The organism is Streptomyces sp. x-80, from assembly GCF_046549095.1.
Lineage (GTDB): Bacteria > Actinomycetota > Actinomycetes > Streptomycetales > Streptomycetaceae > Streptomyces > Streptomyces celluloflavus.
The window spans coordinates 1-20,349 of the sequence record NZ_JAJPWM010000042.1; the positions used below are offsets into that span (position 1 = coordinate 1).

General features: G+C 69.6%; 21 protein-coding genes and 2 pseudogenes. 9 read left to right on the top strand and 14 right to left on the bottom strand.

Translation table 11 applies throughout. The features are described 5' to 3' along the window. The first annotated feature begins 325 nt into the window (after positions 1-325). From ACLJWH_RS40440 to ACLJWH_RS40465, 6 genes are all read left to right on the top strand, one after another. Positions 326-538, top strand: a complete 213-nt coding sequence (locus ACLJWH_RS40440) for a hypothetical protein (RefSeq protein WP_411146818.1) — start codon at positions 326-328, stop codon at positions 536-538. 82 nt (positions 539-620) lie between these two features. Beyond that, on the top strand, positions 621-1,436 hold the full coding sequence (locus ACLJWH_RS40445; protein WP_411146819.1) for a helix-turn-helix domain-containing protein: 816 nt from the start codon (positions 621-623) through the stop codon (positions 1,434-1,436). After that, positions 1,433-2,227, top strand: a complete 795-nt coding sequence (locus ACLJWH_RS40450; protein ID WP_411146820.1) for a hypothetical protein — start codon at positions 1,433-1,435, stop codon at positions 2,225-2,227. Before ACLJWH_RS40445 ends, ACLJWH_RS40450 begins: the two co-directional genes overlap by 4 nt. A 603-nt stretch (positions 2,228-2,830) precedes the next feature. Then, a complete protein-coding gene (locus ACLJWH_RS40455) occupies positions 2,831-3,199 on the top strand; it encodes a hypothetical protein (protein ID WP_411146821.1) in 369 nt (122 codons plus the stop codon). Between the two features lie 104 nt (positions 3,200-3,303). Continuing rightward, positions 3,304-3,606, top strand: a complete 303-nt coding sequence (locus tag ACLJWH_RS40460) for a hypothetical protein (protein WP_411146846.1) — start codon at positions 3,304-3,306, stop codon at positions 3,604-3,606. Between the two features lie 39 nt (positions 3,607-3,645). Continuing rightward, positions 3,646-4,059 carry a hypothetical protein gene (locus ACLJWH_RS40465; RefSeq protein ID WP_411146822.1) on the top strand — a complete coding sequence of 138 codons (414 nt, stop codon included), beginning with the start codon at positions 3,646-3,648 and terminating at the stop codon, positions 4,057-4,059. 997 nt (positions 4,060-5,056) lie between these two features. Here ACLJWH_RS40465 and ACLJWH_RS40470 read toward each other — a convergent pair. From ACLJWH_RS40470 to ACLJWH_RS40525, 12 genes and pseudogenes are all read right to left on the bottom strand, one after another. Beyond that, on the bottom strand, positions 5,057-5,674 hold the full coding sequence (locus ACLJWH_RS40470; RefSeq protein ID WP_411146823.1) for a hypothetical protein: 618 nt from the start codon (positions 5,672-5,674) through the stop codon (positions 5,057-5,059). Between the two features lie 105 nt (positions 5,675-5,779). After that, entirely contained in the window at positions 5,780-5,917 is a 138-nt protein-coding gene (locus ACLJWH_RS40475) for a hypothetical protein (protein ID WP_411146824.1), read from the bottom strand. A gap of 145 nt (positions 5,918-6,062) precedes the next feature. Further along, on the bottom strand, positions 6,063-6,221 hold the full coding sequence (locus ACLJWH_RS40480) for a hypothetical protein (RefSeq protein ID WP_411146825.1): 159 nt from the start codon (positions 6,219-6,221) through the stop codon (positions 6,063-6,065). 505 nt (positions 6,222-6,726) lie between these two features. Then, positions 6,727-7,116, bottom strand: coding sequence for a hypothetical protein (locus tag ACLJWH_RS40485; protein ID WP_411146826.1), 390 nt, complete (start codon positions 7,114-7,116; stop codon positions 6,727-6,729). Continuing rightward, entirely contained in the window at positions 7,113-9,434 is a 2,322-nt protein-coding gene (gene fxlM / locus ACLJWH_RS40490) for a methyltransferase, FxLD system (RefSeq protein WP_411146827.1), read from the bottom strand. Before fxlM ends, ACLJWH_RS40485 begins: the two co-directional genes overlap by 4 nt. A 38-nt stretch (positions 9,435-9,472) precedes the next feature. Beyond that, positions 9,473-10,123, bottom strand: coding sequence for a M15 family metallopeptidase (locus tag ACLJWH_RS40495; RefSeq protein WP_411146828.1), 651 nt, complete (start codon positions 10,121-10,123; stop codon positions 9,473-9,475). Then, positions 10,120-11,163 (bottom strand): GNAT family N-acetyltransferase, encoded by a 1,044-nt coding sequence (locus ACLJWH_RS40500; RefSeq protein WP_411146829.1) that lies wholly within the window; start codon positions 11,161-11,163, stop codon positions 10,120-10,122. Before ACLJWH_RS40500 ends, ACLJWH_RS40495 begins: the two co-directional genes overlap by 4 nt. Further along, positions 11,160-12,605: a phosphotransferase gene (locus ACLJWH_RS40505; RefSeq protein ID WP_411146830.1), complete on the bottom strand. Its 1,446-nt coding sequence runs from the start codon at positions 12,603-12,605 to the stop codon at positions 11,160-11,162. Before ACLJWH_RS40505 ends, ACLJWH_RS40500 begins: the two co-directional genes overlap by 4 nt. Further along, the gene (locus ACLJWH_RS40510; RefSeq protein WP_411146831.1) at positions 12,602-12,847 is read right to left on the bottom strand and encodes a hypothetical protein; all 246 of its coding nucleotides are present in this window, start codon (positions 12,845-12,847) and stop codon (positions 12,602-12,604) included. The genes ACLJWH_RS40505 and ACLJWH_RS40510 overlap by 4 nt, the downstream gene beginning before the upstream one ends. A gap of 200 nt (positions 12,848-13,047) precedes the next feature. After that, a pseudogene (locus ACLJWH_RS40515) lies at positions 13,048-13,555 on the bottom strand (transposase); the annotation flags it as partial. Next, entirely contained in the window at positions 13,531-14,103 is a 573-nt protein-coding gene (locus tag ACLJWH_RS40520) for a helix-turn-helix domain-containing protein (RefSeq protein WP_411146847.1), read from the bottom strand. The gene ACLJWH_RS40520 and the pseudogene ACLJWH_RS40515, both read right to left, overlap by 25 nt. A 166-nt stretch (positions 14,104-14,269) precedes the next feature. Beyond that, a pseudogene (locus ACLJWH_RS40525) lies at positions 14,270-14,516 on the bottom strand (IS5/IS1182 family transposase); the annotation flags it as partial. A 6-nt stretch (positions 14,517-14,522) separates the two neighbouring features. Between ACLJWH_RS40525 and ACLJWH_RS40530 the strand changes: the two are divergent. After that, on the top strand, positions 14,523-15,020 hold the full coding sequence (locus tag ACLJWH_RS40530) for a hypothetical protein (RefSeq protein ID WP_411146849.1): 498 nt from the start codon (positions 14,523-14,525) through the stop codon (positions 15,018-15,020). 429 nt (positions 15,021-15,449) lie between these two features. On the opposite strand, the gene ACLJWH_RS40535 is transcribed toward ACLJWH_RS40530, so the two are convergent. Then, on the bottom strand, positions 15,450-15,575 hold the full coding sequence (locus ACLJWH_RS40535) for a hypothetical protein (protein WP_411146832.1): 126 nt from the start codon (positions 15,573-15,575) through the stop codon (positions 15,450-15,452). 557 nt (positions 15,576-16,132) lie between these two features. Between ACLJWH_RS40535 and ACLJWH_RS40540 the strand changes: the two genes are divergently transcribed. Continuing rightward, positions 16,133-17,953, top strand: coding sequence for a glycoside hydrolase family 15 protein (locus ACLJWH_RS40540; protein ID WP_411146833.1), 1,821 nt, complete (start codon positions 16,133-16,135; stop codon positions 17,951-17,953). A gap of 560 nt (positions 17,954-18,513) precedes the next feature. Here the strand turns inward: ACLJWH_RS40540 and ACLJWH_RS40545 are convergent. Beyond that, positions 18,514-19,452 carry an alpha/beta fold hydrolase gene (locus tag ACLJWH_RS40545; RefSeq protein WP_411146834.1) on the bottom strand — a complete coding sequence of 313 codons (939 nt, stop codon included), beginning with the start codon at positions 19,450-19,452 and terminating at the stop codon, positions 18,514-18,516. Positions 19,453-19,756: 304 nt separating this feature from the next. Here ACLJWH_RS40545 and ACLJWH_RS40550 point away from each other — a divergent pair, with 304 nt between their 5' ends. Then, on the top strand, positions 19,757-20,347 hold the full coding sequence (locus tag ACLJWH_RS40550; protein WP_411146835.1) for a TetR/AcrR family transcriptional regulator: 591 nt from the start codon (positions 19,757-19,759) through the stop codon (positions 20,345-20,347). Positions 20,348-20,349: the final 2 nt, after the last annotated feature.

Genomic DNA, 20,349 nt, shown 5'->3' on the forward strand with positions numbered 1-20,349 from the left:
CTTCGTCGGCACGGGAGGGGACACGGCCTTCCGGACGGGAAGGTCGACGCTAGTGGCGTCTGGTACTCATTGGCGGGTGGTGGGGGCCGAAGTACAAGGAAAACCCGGAACTTCGCCCCTAAAAACATGTAATGCGGCATCATGCGTCCGCACATGACGGCGAAGGCGCCTGCGCGCTGCGTGGCCTCATGTCATTGTTCCGCGATCTCATGATCACGTGGCCTGATCGACATCCTTTCCCCCATCCTGACTACCCGGCTCCTCGATGACCGCGTCGGCACCGCGCCGAGGAGCTCTTCCGGATAGCACATTGGGAAAGGTCTCGATGTTCACAAGGCAAGCGTGGGCTGTTATCGCGATGGTGACGGTCTTCTCGCGGAGCGTGGTGACGGCCGCACTCGGGCAGGCCGCTGCGATCACCGCGCTGGTTCCCTCACTCGGGCTGCTCGTGCAGCAGACCATCCATGCCGCAGTCAGCGGTGAGCCCTCACGTGCTGCTGTGCCGCCGGCGGCAACGGACGAAGGGCACGCGCCGTGACCCCTATGTCTGCGTCGTTCCAGCAGCCCGAGGACGACCCTCCAGTAAGCCGGGCCGCAAACTGGGGCCCATTGTCGTCGGTGTGAGCGCTGCCCACCGGGCCTGGCTGGAACACCTGAGGGAGAAGTTCCTCACCAGCGGCCTGACCATCGCCGAGCTGGCGCAGCGAGCCGGGTGGTCGAAATCGAAGGTCTCCGAGCTGCTGCGCGGCGCCGGTTTATATCCCCGATGGGAGATCACCCACGGACTGCTGCACGTCCTGGGCGTACCGACGCGGCCGATGCGACGGCTGCGGACCGCGGCAGCGCGTGAGGCGCGCAAGAAACAGGACTGGATCGACGGGTGCATAACGAAGGTGGTCGTGTCCACCGGCCCGGCCGTCCCGCCGCTGGACCACCTCGGGTTCACCGAGCTGAACCGGGGTGCCTACACCGCCTACGCCCGGGTCTTTCTGCGTCGCGACGAGGCCGAGCGGACAGTTGCCGAAACGTCCGACGTCCTGTGGCTGCGATGGGAAGACGTTCTGGTCAGCTCTGACGTACAGAAGTTCTCCTGGCAGATCCTGCGCCGCGGCGTCATGGCCCGCACCCCGCACATCGACGGCTATCCAGAGCTCACGCACGCCGTTTTCGACACCGTCGTCCTGAGCAAGACCAGCGGCCCGGCCGGGTTCAACCAGATCGAGGAGTCCTTGCGCCTGTTCCAGGCCATCAGCCGCCTGCCGCCCTTCCAGCTCGACGTCCTGGTCCTGCGATACATGCGCGGCATGGGCGAGGAAGCCGTCGCCGACGTCCTGGGCGCACCGATTGCCTCCGTGAGCTCCGCCGACCGCCACGCCCAGCGTTCCTTGGCCAACGCCCTCAACTCCAGTACCGCCCCGGGAGGGACCCTTCAGTGACTCCGATCGACCAGTTCCTCGCCCGCGCCCTGCTGCTCGAAGAACCCCACGTGTATCGCGACGTTGTCCCCTACCAGGACAGCGGCGCTGTCTTCCCGCCGGACGGCCGCGACTCCCTCGGGTGCGCCTCCGGCCGACACCAGGCCAGCCACACGGCAGCGCACGAATTGCAGATCCTCTGCGAGAGCGTCGTGGCCTACACCGTCGACACCTTGCTGCAGGACTTCATCACCGAGCAGTTGCCGGAGCCGCACGGCGCCCGGGTGCTGGGCTGCATCCTCCAGCTGACGGACGCCGAAGACGGTGCCCGGTTCTGGTGGCAGTACGCAGCAGGCGCTGGCGACGCCGCTTCCTCGTACTGCCTCTACCTCCACCACCTCTCGCTCGGGGAAACCGACGCGGCCGCCTGGTGGCGCCAGCAGACACAGCTCGACGCCCAGCCCGCCCCACAGCAGGCAGTCACCATCCTCTTCCCGGAGCCGATCACGAATCTCGACTCCAGCATCCCGACCGTGCTGCGCGTACTGGGCCAGCTCAGTGACTCCAGCCGCAGCAGGACCGAGCTCGTCGACGCCGTGATGGACTACGTGTCCGTCGCCGTCGGCTATGTCGACAACCCCGACTTCGAAATCCCCCTACCGAGAGAAGACTTCGCCGTCCAGATCGCCGTCATTCTGGCAGTCGAAACAGCGCTCAGCACCAGCCTCGCCCCACGGCAGTCCATGGCCTCGCGCCAGCTTTCCCGTCTGCAACGGCGATCCGACGCTTCGCCCTGTCCCTCAGGACGATGACACGTGTAGGCGGAGACGAGCCGCGCCAGCCGTACTCCACTGACGTCACGGGGTCGTACACCGGCCGGATACCCCGGACTCTTTCCTAAAAGCCGAGAGCCGCGGCGGGGCCGGCACACAAGGGACATCATCAGCCCCGCCGCGCCCCCTGTCGCCCCGGGCCCCCTAGGTTGCAGCCGGTGTTAGCCCGTGCTGCAACCAGTGTTGCCTCGCGATGCGCCGTCGCGGCGCGATTGTGCAGCTCAGGCCGGCTGGTATGCGGCCCGCGGAACGCCAACATCTCTCCGTGCGCTGCTTTCTGCCCTGGACCTGATGGCGGATGTGGTGGTCGGCGGATGACAGACGCGGCGGACAACGGGCACGGCGAATGCTGCGGCCGGCAGGCGTTGCGCCGCTAGCCAGCGCCCCCGCATCGTGCTGCCGTCAACTTCTCGCGAATCTCGCGAATCACCGTCAGAAGCGGCTGCGAGAGGGGTCACCGCGGATTTTCGCGAGAACTGGATCGCCGTGGCCCCGACACGGAAGGTGCTCCTGTCCAACCCGCCCGCCCCATCCAAGGGGCGGGAGACACACCTGATGTGACGCTCGAAAGGAATCCGACCGATGACCACCTACACGACCACGTGCACGGCCACCTACACGACCGCGTACACAGTCTCCGCACCCGATGCCCCGGGCGTCGTGCCCGCCCCGGCCCCGTTCCCGCCCGTCGCGCCGACGGAGCCTGCGGCTGCGCCGCCCACGCAGCCGACAGTTCCGGCGGCCGCCGTGCCGGCCACCCAGCAGCCGCAGCCGGCCACGGCGGTGTCGCAGATGCTGCGGTACATGGTGACCGCCGTCCTGGCCGTACTGGCCGGAGGCGTGGTCTACGCCGTCCTGGGCCACCAGGCGCTCAGCGTTCCGCTCCAGACGGCAGGGTCGATCACCAGCGCAGTCGTCGCCGCAGCGGCCCTCCTTCGCCGGTTCCGCTGACACAAACAGCAGACGCTGCCGCTTGTCGCAGGTCGGCGACAAGCGGCAGCCGCACCCCGGCGCTGGCCTCTCAGCACCGTCATCATTGACCGGTGACCACATGGATGCGCTGCTACTGGGACGAGGAAGACACCTGGTTCTACTTCGAGGTCGACGCTGAAGGCTGGGTGATCCGGCAGGTCGAGCTCGAAGGGCCTGAGCTGACTCCGATCGCAGCTGCCTCCCTCGCCGAGTGGCAGCGGGCCTACGACGCGGGCTGCCTCGATGAGTACGACAGCAGGTTCGGGATCACAGCCGAGCTGCCCATCTCGAATTGGGAAGGCCACGACCCCGAGCAACTTACTTTCGAGGAGTTCGAGGAAGTCTGGAGGTCTGCCCGTCGCCATATCGCATCCCGGCCCAGCTGACCTCTCGGCCCCGCGGAGACTTGTTGGCATCATCGCGGCATGACCCCGCCCCTTCCTCGAACTGTCCGAGCCGTCGACACCGCTCAGCTCCTGGACCTGGCCCAGGAGGCCGCCATGCACAGCTTCAGCCAGCGGCTCCCGGTCGACTGGCTCCAAGAGCACCTGGCCGCAGAGGCGACGCACTACCTGTTCCCTACGCTCGTGCAGCGGCTCAGGCACCGTCCCGAGGTGCCGCTGCAGTGGAGGTGCCAGCAGCTGCTGACCGTCAGCACCGGCGAACAGATCTGGGGATTGCTTGACGTTCTTCCCGACACCTTCGACAAGATCCCGGAGACCTTGGACGCGGCGTCCCAGAAGGCCATCGTTAGATGCATAGAGCATGCCGTGACCGTGCGTGAGTGGGCGGAACGGATGGCTGCTGATACCGGCCCTGAAGAAATTCCACGGACCTGAGACACAGGCACGCGGACATTGGCTGAGACAGCCCAGAAACCCGCTGGTCAGGGCTGCGCCCTATGACACGAGCCGCGAGACCCTACAGCAAGCAGCAGGCCGGGCCTGCCGCGACAGCGCCCAGGCGCAGCTGTAGGCGGTGAGGCTGGCGGGCGCACTTTCATGGTCCGGCCCGGTGCCCCGTCCGGCACCTCGCAGAGCCGCATGGGTGAGCCCCCAGGCGGTGGCGCCCGCACCCCCACGAATCGAACACATGAGCGTATTCTTAGGGTGTGGCCAAGGCACCGAAGACGTACTCGTTCCCTCCGTTCTCCGGGGGAGTAGCTGCGGCGCGAGGCGAGTCAGATCGACTTTCCGCAGCTCAGCGCGATTTTAGGTGACTCTAGCAAGTGCAACAGATGTGGTGCTATCGCCGGTTTGGGTGATCTGCCTCCTATGGACCGTCAGCCTTCGGCGAGTTGTTGTGTCAGGTCGCTTCCGCGCATGGCCGTGCGGCCATGCGCGGGACAAATGCCCGGGCCCGAGCTGTCGGCATGATGGGCGGCTGCGGCTGCGCCGCCGTGCGAGCGGCAGGGCGAGCGGGGATGGCACCCCTGGGCGGCTGGGAACCTGTGCGGTGTCCAACGCCGAGATGGCGAACCGCACTTCCTCCAATGCCCGTGCATCAAGACCGATCCCAAACACGCATCCCTCCCCATGAGAGCCCGTTTCAGGGTGCCGTCCCGCCCTCCCGGAAGGGCCCGGTCGTGGACCCGCTCGACCTGACCCAAATCTCCCCGTACCTGAGCCGGGTTGGGCCCGAACTCGACCTCGTCGTCACCGGCAGCGTCCAAGCCGCCATGCCCGGCGCGCCCCTGCCGCGGCCGCTCCTTGGCCTCATTGAACGCGGGGAACGGCCCCTGGCCGAGCATGCCCCCGCCGAGTTCGACCTCTTCTGGCGAACGGCTCTGGCCCCGTACTGGCCTGACGTGCGGGCCGCCCTCGATGCCGACGTCACCTACCGCGCCCACCTCATCGCTTGCCACGGCCTGACCACCATGCTCAGCACCCTCCACCCCCACATCACCTGGGACGGCAGCGACTTATACGTCGCCAGCCCCTTCCGCTGCCACGGCCCCCGCGCCGACGGCCTGGTACTGATACCCACCGTCTTCCTGACCGCCCGCGCCCCTGATGTCCGTCGACCCCTTCCCCAGGGCCCGCCCGGCGCCGCTCCTCCCTCCTCTACCCCGCCGGCGGCCAGGCCCCGCTGCGTCCTCTCCCCGGCGGCTGCCGGATAGACCACGTCGCGCACGGAGTCCTCGGAGCGGCCCAGGGAGGCAGCGGCGATCTTCCCGAGCAGTCCGGACTTGCCCCGGACCTGCGTGAACTCGGCGACGAAGTGTTCGGTGACCTTCTTCTCCGCGCGGGCGTTGATCCGGCGCACGGTGGAGTTCAGCAACTCCACCAGGGTGTCGGTGATCTCCCGCTCGCGGCGGAAGATCAGCGCGGAGAGCAGCACGTGCCGCACATCGGGGCCGAAGCGCCGCAGGTGGCTGGGCGAGGACGCCGCCGCTCTGGCCCGCCAGGCGTCGACGACCTGCGGGCCGATCCGGACGAAGGCATCGGCGGGCACGGCCAGGGCGCGGACCTGCCGGAGCTTGGCGATCTCGTCCAGCAGCGAGTTCAGGCTGACGTTCCCGCGGTGGGCCTTGATCCGCGACAGGACCGACTCGACGTCCTAGGCCTCCTCGTCCCGGTCGCCGACGACGTCGGTGTGGGCCAGGGCGTCCAGCCTCCGCGTGCACCCCTCGGCCCGTGCCAGCCGGGCGGCGACCTCTTCGACGGCCCGTTCCTGGGCCTGGTGCAGCACGTTCAACCGACGCAATGCGGCCGGTCGATCCGACATTATGTCGGCTTGACCGGCTGTTTTGTTGTCCGGATATGCCGAGGGCCCCTCGCGGTTTGGTAAGGGGCCCTCGGCGTTTGTGCTGGCCAGGATGGGTGCGTGGGGTAGGGCGGGGTCAGGGTTCGGTGCTGTGCCGCTTGGGGGTCCAGTTGCTTGGGCTGTTGGGGGTTCGTCGGTTGGTGGGGCGGCGGGCGGGTTGGGTGTTGGTCTGGAGGGTGTCGAGCCAGGCGGCGAGTTTGCGGTGTCGACGTCCGGCTCCCGAGATCGACCCCATGATCACCAAGATGCAACAGTGACCGTCACCGCCCGGACCGAGCGGGCTCTGCGGGACGTGACAGAGCCGCTCCCGACCGGCCGGCCCGGGCGCACCGACGGCAAGCCCGCCGAGAACAACCTCTGCCACGCGGCCGCCGTTCTCGCGCAGTGGGACCCCAGGCCGCCACCGGCCGCCCTGCACCGTCGCCGCGCTCGGCAGCCCCGCCGGGCAGCAGCCACTGCTCACGGTAGGCGGGCTGGACCAGCAGGACACGGCGGAGCGGGTCGGTGAACAGCGCCGCAGCGCTCATCCAGACCGCGTGCCGGGACCGGGCGTACTCGGCGTCGGACATCCGCGGCTGACGGGGAAGGCCAGCGGGGCTCGTATCCAGCGAGGCGTCCATCAAGGGCTCCTTCTTGGCGGAGAACGTGGGGAAAGCCGCCGACGCGGCGCCGACGGGAGGGCGATCACCTGCCGTGCCATCTACCGGCGGGGCGTTGCTGCCACGGACGGGGCATGTTTTTCACGAGCGTCTGGGGCGTTCCAGGCGAGGCACACGCCGTAGCTGCCGAGCACATTGATGGCGATGCCGGCTCATGGCCGGCCATGAGTGCGCCCATGCCGTGGGCGATGCGGTGGACGGCGTCGACCCGCCACCCGTACGGCTGCCGGGCCGGCCGATCCGCCGCAGCGTGTCGGCACCCGCGTTGCGCCCACCGGGGATGCCGATGTTCTCCGGCAGGGCGACGGCGAGCGCACCGGGCGGCACGGCCTGCGGGACGCACCCGTTACCCACCACAACGATCCGCACCTCGACCTCTTCCTGGCCCAGCAGCGTCGTCTTCTGCGCCAGTGCTTCCGCCTCGGGGCGGTCGCCCATGGCCAGCAGGACTACATCCACTCGTGGCGTCACACTGCCCCCTGGACGGGCGAGGCGACGCTCAGGTCTTCACCGGCGGAGCAAGTACGGCCCGGCCACTGGAAGACGAGCCGCGCGGAGGGCTTGTCTAGCACGTCACCGATCGGCAACTGGTCGTCGGGCGTGCCGGCCGGGTGGACGCTCATGGGCGGGTATCCGGACTCGCGCACGTGCCGGTCCCAGCTCTGCACGCACGAGGCGAACCGCTCGGCCAGCTCGGCGCCGGCCGGGCCGTAGGCGTGGATGAAGAACTCGTAGCGGCGGTCGGCGGGCACCGGACCGTCCTTGATCTGGCCGTGCGTGAGGTAGGCGAGAGAGCCGTCCATCAGCATCGCGGCCGCGTCCTGCTGCGCTACGAGCTTGGACCCTTCCGGGGCGGCCAGCCGGCAGAACCCGGGCAGGGTGGTCGCGGCGTAGACCTGCAACGTCTCGAAGTTGAACGTGCCGGGGACGACGAGATTGGTGCTGATCTCGTGCCGGGGACCGCGCAGCGCCTCCTCAAGCCCGGTGGTGTCGCCGCTGGCACCGTCCTCCCACCGCACGGTGACTTCCCCGTCGGCCAGGCGGACGGCCGGAGCGGTGCGGCCGGCGGCACCGCGGTCCCGCACGAAACCGCAGTACGTCCAGTGCTCGGAGTGCAGCACGTCACCGCGGCGGACCAGGGTGATCGAGCGCGTGTAGCCGCCCAGCTCCAGCGGGACGACCAGTCGTGCCCCTTGGGCGAGTTGGTCCCGCCAGGCCGAGGCGATGTCCACCGCGTTGTGCGTGATCACCACGCCGTCGAACCCGCCGGCCGGAACATGACCGGGTGCGCCAAGGCCGCCGTCGCCGAGAACGGCGATCACCCTTCCGCTGCCGGCCTCCGCGCACAGCCGCTGCGTGCGGTGCACCACGAACCGGTCGACGTCCACGGTGATGACCCGGCCGCGGTCCCCGAGGACGTGCGCGAGGAGTTCCGCGTTGTACCCGCCCGATCCGACTTCCAGTACGGTCATCCCCGGCTCCAGCCGGAGTTGCTCGACCATGTCGGCCTGAAGCCAGGCCGCGGAGACGGAGCTGAGTGCGGTCTGGAGTGACTCCCGGACGGTTACCACGGCGAGGTCGTCGTGGTAGGCCGTTTCCAGCGAAGCCTCGGGGACGAACCGGTGCCGGGGGACCTCGCGCAGGGCGGCCTGAACCCGCGGGGAGGGCGCCCAGCCCTTGCCGATCACGATGTCCGCCATCCGCTCGCGCAGCCGGGCGGCCTCGGCAGGTTCCCCGGATACCGGCGGGACGGCGGTGGAGCACGCGTAGGAGTGGACGGGCGGCAGCCCTGGCAGCACCCCGGGCCACACGGCGGTGAGGGCCTGGGTGCTGGGCGTGAAGATCTTCCCGAGGGTGGCCAGGGTGTGCAGGTCGTGCCACTCCCAGCGCACGAAGCGGTGAGGCTCGGGCAGACCGACTTCACCGTCCCAGCTGGTGACGCGGACCACGGCGGTGACGCGACGCACGTCGAGACGGTCGTCGTGGAGCACGGTGATGACGTGAGCGTCCTTCACGCGCGCCGTCAGTCCGGTCTCTTCCGCCAACTCCCGCACAGCGGCCGCCGGCGCGGCTTCGCCCGTCTCGATGCGGCCTGCGGGCAGCTCCCACATGCCGCGGGTCGAGCGGCCCAGCAGGACCCGGCCGGACGCGTCGGTGACCACCACCGCGGTACCGAAGACGGCCTGCGGCTCGGGCCGCCCCTTCTCCTCCGCGCTGAACGATGCGGCCGGCCCGCGCAAGGCCAGCACCGCCAGGCCCTGCGCGTCGAACCGGTCGACGTACTCGAACCCGTCGGTGAGCGCGGCGAGTTCGCTCTCGTCCAGCGCGATGTGGCGTCGCTCCTTCGCGGTGTGCTCCACGACCGGCGTGATGATGACGAGCACCCCGCCCTCGCGCAGCCGCGCGGCCAGACGGCGCAGGGCACGGGCGCGATCGCGGATGAAAGCGATGGACAGCCGCAGCACGACCAGGTCGTAACCGTCCTCGGCGAGGTCGGCCAGGCCGTCGTGCTCCACGTCCAGACACAGCCAGCGCACCCCCTCCGCTCCGGCGTGCTCCGCGCGGGCCCGCTCCAGCGCGCCCTCGGCGAAGTCCACGGCGTCGACGGCGTACCCGAGGGAAGCGAGGTGGACGGCCATCTCGCCGGTGCCGCAGCCGACGTCGAGCGCGCGCCCGCCCTCGGGCGCCGGGGCGTGCTCGATGAGCAGGCCCTTCTCCTCGTCCCCGAGTCGCCGAAAGCTCTGCCCGCTGCTGTAGTGCTCGGACCAGTCGGTCCGGGTGATTCCCACAGATCGCTCCTCGTTCGTGAAAGGCGGGGTGGTCGGTGTCAAGGGAGTTCGACGGGGCCGTACAGTGCGGCCGGCTGCTTGGTCTGAAGCGCCCAGTACCGGTCACCGAACGAGCAGTGCCACTCGGTCCCGTAGTTGATCAGCCCGGCGGCCGACAGGACGCCGCCCGACGTGGCCCGGTTCGTGCGGGCCCGGTAGCTGAGGCCGGCTGCGTCGGTGTAGCAGGCGCCGTTGGTTTCCTCCGGGTAGGCGTCGACGCGCGTGCCCATGTCCAGCTCGCGGCCGAGGTGGTCGATCAGCGTTACGTCGACGGCCGCGCCGGCGGAGTGCGGTGCGATCTCCGGAGGCGACACGGAGCGGCTGGCGGCCTCCCGGAGCTCGGCGGTCTGCCAGCCCGGGTGGGCGCGGGCCAACTCGCCGGAGTACTCCTCGAAGTACCTCCGCTGCAGAGCAGGCGGCCGGAAGCCCTCGACGAACAGCAGCAGCACGGCGATGGGCAGCAGCGACTGCGCGTGCTGCGGCCGGCTGAGGACTCCTTGCCGGACGTGCGCCAAGGCCCCGGCCGCGTCGCGTCTGCGAACATCGACCGCCAGCCCGTGCGCCCGGACGTCGACGAGGTCCTCGCCGCGGTCCTGCACGGGGATCGAGGCCATGCGCCGGTCGGACATCAACACGCCGCTGCTGTTCATTCGTTGCCCCAGTCCCAGGTGCCGAAGTACGCGGCCTCGCCGGTGCGGCGGGCTTCCGCCACCGCGCTCAGGCGCGCGAAGTCGCGGGCGGGCATCAACGCCTTCCATCGCTCCAAGGGCAGGACGCGGGCCTCGTCGTGCTCCTGCGGATTCAGGGTGATGCCGCGGATCTGCGCCGTGGTGAGACGGCCGCCGTCGAAGACCATCCCGATCGTGCTGTAGGGCCACTCGGCACCGGGCAGCCCGTACACGGTGGCCAGCAGCCGGGGCGGTCCGGACACGGTCAGGCCGGTCTCCTCCTGGCACTCGCGCACGGCCGTCTCCCAGGGCCTCTCACCTTTGTCCATCGTTCCGCCGACCAGCTGCCAGGGATGTGCGGGGGAGTAGACGGAGTGCAGCTGGAGTGGTCGGCCGTCCTCGTCGGTGAAGTAGACGCACGCGAACGCGGTGGCCTTGAGGACCGTCTCGGCGTACTGCTCGGGCGGCAGCCAGGTAGGGCTGCTCTCCGTGGTGTTCGCTGCGGCCGGCTCTTGGAGACGCGTCATCCGCATCAGTGCCGGGCTGCCCGCGAAGCCCAGCTCACGGTAGAGAGGTGCGGCTTCCACGCTGGCGTGGAGCTCGAACAGCGTGACGTGCTCGACGCCGGCGAGGTGGTCGAGCAATGTGGAGACCACGGCCCGGGCGTAGCCGCGGCGTCGCATCTGCGGGTGCGTGGCGACCACGTGGACGCGGGCGGCCAGGCCCCGGGGATAGGCCGGAGCCGGGAGTACGGGATGGATCAGGCCGAGGGCGCAGGCGGCCATCGTGCCGTCCGGCGCGTCGATGACGAACGCGCGCGCGTCGCCCACCGGCGTCAGCCGGGGCGCCAGCTCGTCCGTGCACTGCCGAATCCACTCCTCGCTCAAGGGCCGGGAGAGGACGTGCTCGGAGCGCATCCGGACGATGGGCTCGGCGTCAGCGGGCGTCGCCGCGCGGACCGGCGGTCGTGCGGCAGCGTCCTGCGGTTCGGCTGCGGCGGCCGGTTCCGTGTCGGAGTTCACCAGGCTTCTCCTGTCGATGAGAGGGGGGCACGGTGCTCGGCGCGCAGCCGGGCCAGCGTCCGCCGGCCGCGCTCGACCAGCTCGGGATCACCGTGGGCGACGCCGTACGCGATCCCGCTCACGGAATCGAGGGCCATCTCGATGACCAACTGGGCCTCTTCGGCGCCGGTCAGGGGCCGGCCGTACCCGGCCAGGAACGCGTCGAACAGGTCGGGGCGGCCGTCCCAGGCATCGGACAGGCGGACCAGATCCCGTACGGCCGGCCCGGGCTCACTGCGCTCAAGGTCGATCACCGCCACGAAGAGGCCGGGATCGACCGCCCCGAGCGCCGCGTCGGAGACGGCGGTGCCGGTGGTGTAGAGGATGTTGCGGAGCTGGAAACCCCCATGAGTCTCCACCCACTCCAGCGGCTTCAGGACCTCGGCCTGCCGGACGAGCTCGCGGACGAACTCCTCATCACCCGGCATCAGATGAGACCGCGCCGCCGCCAGGTGCCGGTCGGCCTTGGCGGCAGCCGGGCCGCTGCCGGCCGGAGCGGGACGGGCAGGGGAGGACTGGTGGATGCGGCGGGCCAGCGCGCCGATCCGGTGGAAGATCGCCCTCTCCTGCTCCGGGGCAAGGACAACACCGTGCAGTGGAAGGCCCGGCACCGCGGTGAGCACCACCGCCCTCAGCGTCTCATCGGCGGCCACCAGCCGGGGCGCGGCCGCCCCCAGCGCCGACGCCCACGTCCGCAGCCCCCGAACTTCCCGGCCGTGGAACCGATCATTCTGGTGGACCTTCACGTACCAGGTGCCGCCCTGGGCACCGCGGGCCCGCCACACGCGGCTGTTCTCGCGCGCCCACGACGTGTCCGTCCATTCGGTGATCCGGCCGACCGCCCGCTCCGCGAACTCCACGACCGCAGCGTTGGGACGGTCGGCGGCCGCCCGGCCGGCCACGTTCGGGACGAGGCGCAGCCGGTCGGTGCCGGGGTCGAACACGATGGGGTCGGAGGGCAGTTGGAAGTGCACGGCGAGGCTTGCGCCAGCGGTGTAGGCGTCCAGGCCGGCACGGCAGTACGCAACCATCCCGGCGGGCAGAGCGTCCAGGGGCGCCCAGTCCATCGCGTCGCAGACCTTCGGCTCCGCGATCCGGGGCTCGCCCTGCCACTGCCGGACCTCGAAGAAGTATCCGGTGCGACTGGCGCCCCCGGGGCTGCGGTGGTGCACAGTCACGGCGGCCCGGACGTCGGCCGGGTCGATGACGACGCCGGTCTCCTCCCGCGCCTCGCGCACCAGGGCGGCGACGACGTCCTCGTGCGGACCGTCCAGATGCCCCGAGCCCGCGGCGTACACCTGGCCGGCCCGCCGCGACAGCAGAACCTCCGGCCCGTCGGCGGTCTCCCGGCGCAGGATCAGATGGACGTCCACCGGCTCGGTGTGCCGCTGACCGGCGCTCACCGCTCACCACCCGGACGCCGGATGAGCAGAACCGTGACCACGGGGCCTCGGGGAACTTGCCTGGTGTCGGTGCCCAGGTCCAGCAGCGTCGGATCGGGTAGATCTCGGACGGTGTCGGCGAGCAGTTCGGCCGCCTCGGCCGGCACACCCGGCCGGTAGCGGTCGTACTCGGTGGCGGCCGCCGCGAACAGGGCTTCCTGGCCCGAGGGCAGGCCCGGGAAGGGATCGTCGGGATAGGTCATGTGGATGCTCCCTTGTCGAGCGGGCGGGGGAGGGGAAGGCGCCAGGACAGACGGCCGCTCGCCGATACGGCTTGTTGATCACCGTCCGCCTCGAGGAGGAGGTGGTAGCGGCTGGGGCTGCCAGCCGCCCGCCACCGGCCGGCCAGGTCCTGGAGTTCCTTCCAGATGTCGCGGGGCCCGTGGGTACTGACTTCGGCTCGTCAGGGTGACGTTGGGGTGTCGAGGGGCAGACCGGTGCCCGTTATGAAGCCGTCGAGGGTGTCGGGCTGGCACTGGAGGCGTTTGAGCCGGTTGCGGACGAGGGCTTCGAGTCGGTCCAGGGCCATGACGGCGAGGTTGGCCAGGCTGCGTTTGACGTGGGCCCATACCCACTCGACGGGGGTTCAGGTCGGGTGAGTAGGCGGGCAGCAGGAATACCGTCAGCCAGTCACGCTCGGCCACGAGGTCGCGCATCCTGCGGGAGATATGGGTGTTCAGCCGGTCCCACACGAGCACGATCGGGGCCTTGACCAGCTGGTGGACTCCGTCGACCAGCGCGATGAAGTCCCGCTCGCCCATGCTGCGACGCGCGCTCTTGCCAGCGGGGTGGGTCCGAAGGCGGTGACACAGCCGGGTCCGAGAACCCGGCCGCATCGCAATCAGCCCGGCCACCGACAGCCGTCCCGAACGCCGGCCGCTGACCGTCACGACGGGAGTTCGGCCGCGCCTGCCCCACGTGTGACCTTTGGGCGGCCGCCGGGTGAAGCCTGCCTCGTCCTCGAAGCAGAGGTAACCCCCGCAGGCCGCCCGGGCCCTTTTACCTCCGCCCAGGTCACCTCCCGCCACACGCTCACGGCCTGCTCATCACGCTCGGCCACCCGCCGCGCGGGCACCTGCGGGCTGAAGCCGAGTCGGTGCATCAGCCTCGTGGCGCCCGAGACGCTGTAGGAAACATGGAACTTCCTGCCGATCAGCGTGGCCACCCGGGCAGCGGTCCACACCTGGTCCTCCACCCAACCGTGAGCGGCCGGCCCCTGCTCCAAATACCCGGCCAACTTCTCCAGACAGCGCGGCGTCAGACGGCACCGCGATCCACTCGGGCCACGCGAGACCAGGGTCCGCATACCGCCGTCCCGCCACATCTGCTGCCACTGATAGGCCGACTTCCGGCTCACCCGCAGTCGCCGCGCGACCTCCGGTGGCCTGACCTTCTGCTCGAACAGCTCAGCCGCTTGGATCCGTAGCGCCTCCCGGCGCCGACGCCCCGCTGCGGTCAGACCGCCCCCATCCGCATATCTCACACACCACGGAATACAACCAACACCCGGACTGCATCAGGGACTTCCGGAAAGAACACCCTGACGAGCCGAAGTCAGTAATGGCGCACAGCGGCGCTGCTCCACTGGTTTTCGAGCGCCTCACCGCCAGGTTCTGCCCGGCGGATCATGGGCGGAGCCAGAGCCGGATCGCCGCGACGGTGACGGTGCCGTGGAAAACGTAGGCCCGCTTGTCGAACCTCGTGGCCACGGCCCGGAAAGTTCTTGAGCGCGTTGATCGTTCGCTCGACTTCGTTTCTGCGCTTGTACGAGGCCCGGTCGAAGGCGGGTGGGCGGCCGCCTGCCGAGCCTCGGGCGAGGCGGTGGCGGATCTGGTCCGTCTTCTCCGGGATGCTGTGCGGGATCTGACGTCGTCACTGATGACCCCGGCCACCGGCCTGGACGTATCCTCGCTGTACATGGTCGTGGTCGGCCTCGGCATCGGCCTGGTCATGCAGGTCCTGGTCGTTGCCGTGCAGAACGCCGTGCCGCACGCGCAACTCGGCGCGGCCACCTCCGCCACCACGTTCTTCCGCACCATCGGCGGCTCGTTCGGCGTCTCCGCACTCGGCGCGGTGTTCAACCGCCAACTGACCGCGAACCTGCCCAAGTACCTGCCCCCGGCGGCTGTCGCCCAGTTCCACGGCAGCGCGGTGACCGCCGGTCCGGCGCAGCTGAACGCGCTGCCAGCGCCCATCAAGCACGGGTTCATCCAGGCGTTCAACGACTCGCTGCACGTCGTCTTCCTCGTCGGCGTGCGGATCGGGCTGGCCGCCTTCGCCTTGAGCTGGTTCCTCAAGGAACTGCCGCTCCGCGAACGCGCCTACCTCATCGCCGATGCAGCGGAAGCCGCCGCGCGCACCGAGCCCGGACCGTGACGTCGGCGCGGCCCGGGCTCGACACGAGGACGTACTACCGCCGAGAGAATCAGGCTATAGCGGTCCAAATCGTGCACCCGCATGGGCGAGAGCCAGGAAGCCCGCGGACTGCCGACCGGGCGACCCGCCAAGCTGAACCGGACCACCTGAGCCGGAGCCGCCCAGCGGATCAAGGACGGCGCGTTCCCCGAGCAGATCGCCGCCGAACTCGGCATCAGCCGCTCCACCCTGCACCGGGAACTCCGCAAGCACCGCGACACCGCTGCCGTCTCTGCCCTGCTTCGGGAGACTGATCAGCGCCGCAGGCCCGCCTCGGACCTCACGATCTGCCTGCGATTGGGGCTGGCGACACGATCGTTAACGGCACAGCCTCACCACGATGACGCCAAATACCGCCGCAGAATTCACGCCATCAAGCAGCCATACAAGTCAACAGTCCACAGCGATCGCCCACCAGCCGTCCGGGACCCGGGGCAGGACCCACCGCAGTGCCTGGGCCTCGTCCAGGCAGGGAAGCACCACGTCGACACGCGGGTCAGCGGGGACGGCGCTCACCCGGCCGACGCTGCCCTCGCAACAGGCGCGATCGGATCGCGGCGCACTTCGTCCTCTGGTCTGTCACGCCCTCTGGCCAAGCACCGGGCGACCGGGCCGACACTGGTGTCAGCAGGTCAGCGTGAGAAAGCGGCGCACTTGCGCGGACCAGCTCTCATGGACGTGAAAGCCGGCTCGGGCGGCCACCCTCTGTGCTGCCTGAGGGCCCAGGCGGGACCAGCAGAACCAGCTGCTGCAGCGTCCGTACAGCGCTGCTCAGACGGCCGGTTGGCGCAACATCTACCCCGACGGCCCAGCGACTCGCGGCCCCGGTGGTGACCAGCGGCCAGACGTCCCACGTGGCGGGCAGGAGACAAGAGCTACAGGCGATCCGCGAGACGGCGCCCTCTTGTCAGTGGGTCTCAGCTGGATCCACTGCCTGCAGGCAACCCGGGACCCCGGTTCGCTCGTGTCACGAATCAGCAAACAGGCCCGGGGGCTCATCATGTATCACGGACCACCAGAGCGGCCGGCCGCGTCGGCCTTTGCGGGGTCGAGGCTGCGGAAGAGGGCGTCACATGAGCGAGCGACCCATCGGTGACTACGCCGTGCTCTCGGACTGCCGGTCTGCGGCGCTGGTGAGTGGCGGCGGGTCGGTCGACTGGCTGTGCTTCCCGCGCTTCGACGGCCCGGCAGTCTTCGCACGGTTGCTGGACCACGACGCGGGCCACTGGTCGATCCGCCCCAGTGGGCCGGCCGAGATGAGTCGCCGCTACCTACCGCAGACCCTCGTCCTGGAGACGACCTTCCATGCCCCCACCGGGACGGCGGTGCTGCTCGACGCGCTGGCCCTGGGCAAACGCGAACGCGGCCACGCGATGGGCAAGTCCTCCCCGGGAACCGTACTGCGGCAGGTCACCTGCACACACGGACAGCTGAACATCGCCATCGAGTACGCCCCACGCCCGGAATTCGGGCTGGTCCAACCGGTCATGACACCGGTCCACGGGGGTCTGGCAGCGCGCGGAGGCGCTCACGTCCTGATGCTGTCCACCGACGTCGCCTTGCGGGTGGAGGGATCCACGGCCCACGGCGAGGTCACCCTTCGGGCCGGGGACCGCCTCGACCTCGCACTGAGCGCCGCGCCGGCATGGGAGCCGGACCCCAGGCCCTGGCCCAGCCGCCGCATCCACCGGCGGCTGGGCGACACCGGCGCGGGTTGGCGTTCCTGGTCCGCCCTCCACAGCGCCTACAGCGGCCCCTGGCAGGAACAGGTCCGCCACAGCGGGCGCGTACTGCGCGCCTTGACCTACGTGCCGACCGGAGCCATGGTCGCTGCGGCCACCACCTCCCTGCCCGAGAGCATCGGCGGCACCCGCAACTGGGACTACCGCTACACCTGGGTGCGCGACGCCAGCCTCACCCTGCAGGCCCTGGCCACCGCCGCCTGCGAAAAGGAGAAGAACAACTTCTTCGCCTTTCTCGCCCAGGCCGCCGCGACCCAGCTCGGACGGGGTGTCGACCTCCAGGTCATGTACGGCATCGGAGGAGAGCGCGATGTGAGCGAACGCGTGCTGCCGCACCTGTCCGGCTGGCGCGGCAGCGCCCCGGTCCGGGTCGGCAACGACGCCTGGTGCCAGCGCCAGCTCGACGTCTACGGCGAACTCCTGGACGCGGCCCACCAGACCCTGCCGCACGACGTGCCGCTCGACCCGCCCGTCCGGGCCTTCCTCCGTCAGTGCGCGGAAGCAGCCGCCCACCGCTGGGCCGACCCCGACCAGGGCATCTGGGAGGTACGCGGCCCGGGCCGCCACTTCCTGCACTCCAAACTCATGTGCTGGGCCGCCCTGGACCGCGCCATCGACCTCGCCCCCGCCCTGAACGCTCACGACCGCATCGCCGACTGGCAGCACACCCGCGAACAGATCTGCGACGCCATCGAGGACCAGGGCTGGAACAGCCAAGCCGGAGCGTTCACCCAGTCCTTCGGCAGCGAGCAACTCGACGCCTCCGCGCTGATACTGCCCCTGATCGGATTCCTGCCCGGCGACGACCCCCGCGTGCGCTCCACCGTGGAGGCGATCGCCCGGCAGCTGACCGATACCCGCGGCCTGGTACGGCGCTACCTCAAAGACGACATCGACCACGAGGAGGGCACCTTCCTGCTGTGCACCTTCTGGCTCGCCCAAGCCCTCGCCCTGACCGGCCAGACCCCGCGCGCCCGCCAAGTCTTCGAGGACGCCCTCACCTACGCCAACGACGTCGGCCTCCTCCCCGAAGAGGTCGACACGCGCACCGGCGAAGCCCTCGGGAACTTCCCCCAAGCCTTCAGCCACATCGGACTCATCAACGCAGCCCACGCCATCCGCGACGCCGAAGCAGCCCCGAAACCGTGCTGAGGCACTCGGACCTGTGCCGCTCGAAAAGTCATCGCGGTGGGTGGGCGGTGTGGTTGGTCCACTGGGATCATGTCGGCGTGATCGTGTCCTCGCTGTATGGAGCGGTTGGACGGTTCGTCGGTGGTGTCGAGGGCGGCCAGTAGCTCGGCCGGGGCTTCCCGCCCTTGTGGATGCCGGGTGAGATACGCCTCGGCGGTCGCTCGGATGTGGGAGCGGGGGAGAGGCATGTCGTCGTCTCGGGGCTCGGTGGGAAGGGTGTGGAACCGGAGCGCGGGGCCGTTGCGCTTCGTGATGAGAGGTTGTGGGCGTTCACGTGCGCGCCCCGTGCTTCTGTAGGTTCCGCGATTTCATTGGCACTGGTTCCTGCAGAAACGCCGGAATCCGAGCGTGATGAGCACTGCCGGCGTTGGCTGATCATGAGCAGAACTCCCGTGGGGTCTCCTCAGCGGTGACCGCGAGTGCGTGCTGCCGGCAAAACGTCCGCAGAGGGCCTGGCCAGAGGCGCGCTCGTGACTTCGCGCGGACTGGGGCGGTGCGCAGCCGGACAGGTTTGACCGGTGTCAGTCGCCGTCGAGGATGAAATCGGCTACAGCGGCAGCGACGGCTTCGGGCTGCTCATCGGGGATGAAGTGCCCGGCGTCGGGCACGACGACTCCGGTGGTGTTGTCGGCCCATGGGCTGATGGAGGCCGCCATGTCCGGGATGGAGCCGTGGCTGCTGGAGATTCCGAGGATGGGCACAGTCAGGTGCTGCCGCTTGAGCGCCTCGTGGTTCTTGCGCGCCGACTCGGCGGCGTCCCGGTAGTAGGCGAGGGAAGCGCGGAGGCCACCGTCGACGGCGACGGCCGCCGCGTAGTGGTTGAGCTCGGCGTCCTCGAATGTGTCTGGAGAGAGGGCCTTCACTTTCAGGAACCAGCCGACGTAGTCCCGTTCGCGGCCGGCAAGCAGCGTCTCGGGCAGGTCGGGCACAAGGTGGAACGCGAAGTGCCAGGTTTTCCACGCCCGATCCGGGTCGGTGGGAATCGCTTCGGGGAGGGAGATGCCCGGAATTCCGGCGTCGAGCAAAGCGACCCCGCGCAGTTGGCTCTCGAATTGGAGTGCGAGAGAGAAAGCGACCCAGGCGCCGATGTCGTGGGCGACCAGCCAGTAATTCGACACTCCGAGAGCCTTCACGGCGGCGTGGACGTGCGCGGCGACCGTGTGCGTGTCGTAGCTGCGCTCCGGGCGCTCGGAGTGGCCCTGCCCCGGCAGGTCGATCGCGATGACGTGGAACCGGCCGGCGAGGCTGGGCATGACCTTTCGCCATGCCCACCAGGTTTGCGGGAATCCGGCGAGCAGGACAATGGCTGGGCCGGTCGGCCGGCCGCCTTCGACGGCATGAAGGCGGACGCCGTCGGCGTCAACCCAGCAGTGGGTGAATCCCGCCAGGTCGTGCAGGGGCAGATCGGGGACAGGGTTGCTTTCGCGGACGTGCCGAGCGCTGGTCGCAGGGTCAATCACGGGGATCCTCCGTCGGTGTTGGGTGTCCTGGTTCGGAGCTCCGCCCGAGAGTTGGGCCCACAAGCACGGTGCAGATGCCGCGAGCGGCCGGCGTGCTGCTCGACGTCCGGGGCCCGACGGCCTGATCGGTGAGGCCCAGTAGCAGGACAGGCACGACGAGCCCGGACTGGACGAACAATGTCGCGCCGTGGGGGACGCCCGGCCATGGCCATGCTTGGACGCTAACACATCTTGAAATGAATGGTTCAAGATAGAATGGTGCGGCGCGACACGGAACATCGACACACCGGCAAGGAAGTGCCACGTGGCAGGCAAGAAGCAATTCGACATGGACACGGCACTTGACGCCGCGATGATCCAGTTCTGGCGCGCGGGCTACGCCGACACCTCAGTGGACGATCTGTCCCGGGCAACCGGCCTGAACCGCAGCTCCATCTACTCCTCGCTCGGCGACAAGGACACGCTCTTCCTGCGCTGCTTGGATCGCTATGCCGCGCGCTATGGCAACAAGTACGACGCCGCCCTGTCGTGTGCGGCCTCGGAGCCTCTTACAGCCGTTCGTGCGTTCTTCGACGTCACCCTCGCGCGCATCGCCGATCCCGAACTGCCGGACGGATGCCTGGTCGCCCAGTCGGCCATGGCAATTCCGGTGCTGAGCCAGGGCGTCGCGGCTCGCGCGAAGGAGGCACTGGGCTTCCAGCGCTCGCGTCTACGTGCCGCACTGAAGGCAGGCCGATTGACCGGCCAGGACGCCGATGCCTTCGCTGAACACGTGGCCGCCGTGAACCAGTCTCTCGCCGTCATGAGCAGAGCTGGGGCGAGCCCGGCGCAGCTCCTGACGATCGTGGGAGTAACCGTCGACGCGCTCTCACAGGCGTCGCGCACGCGCAAGTAGCG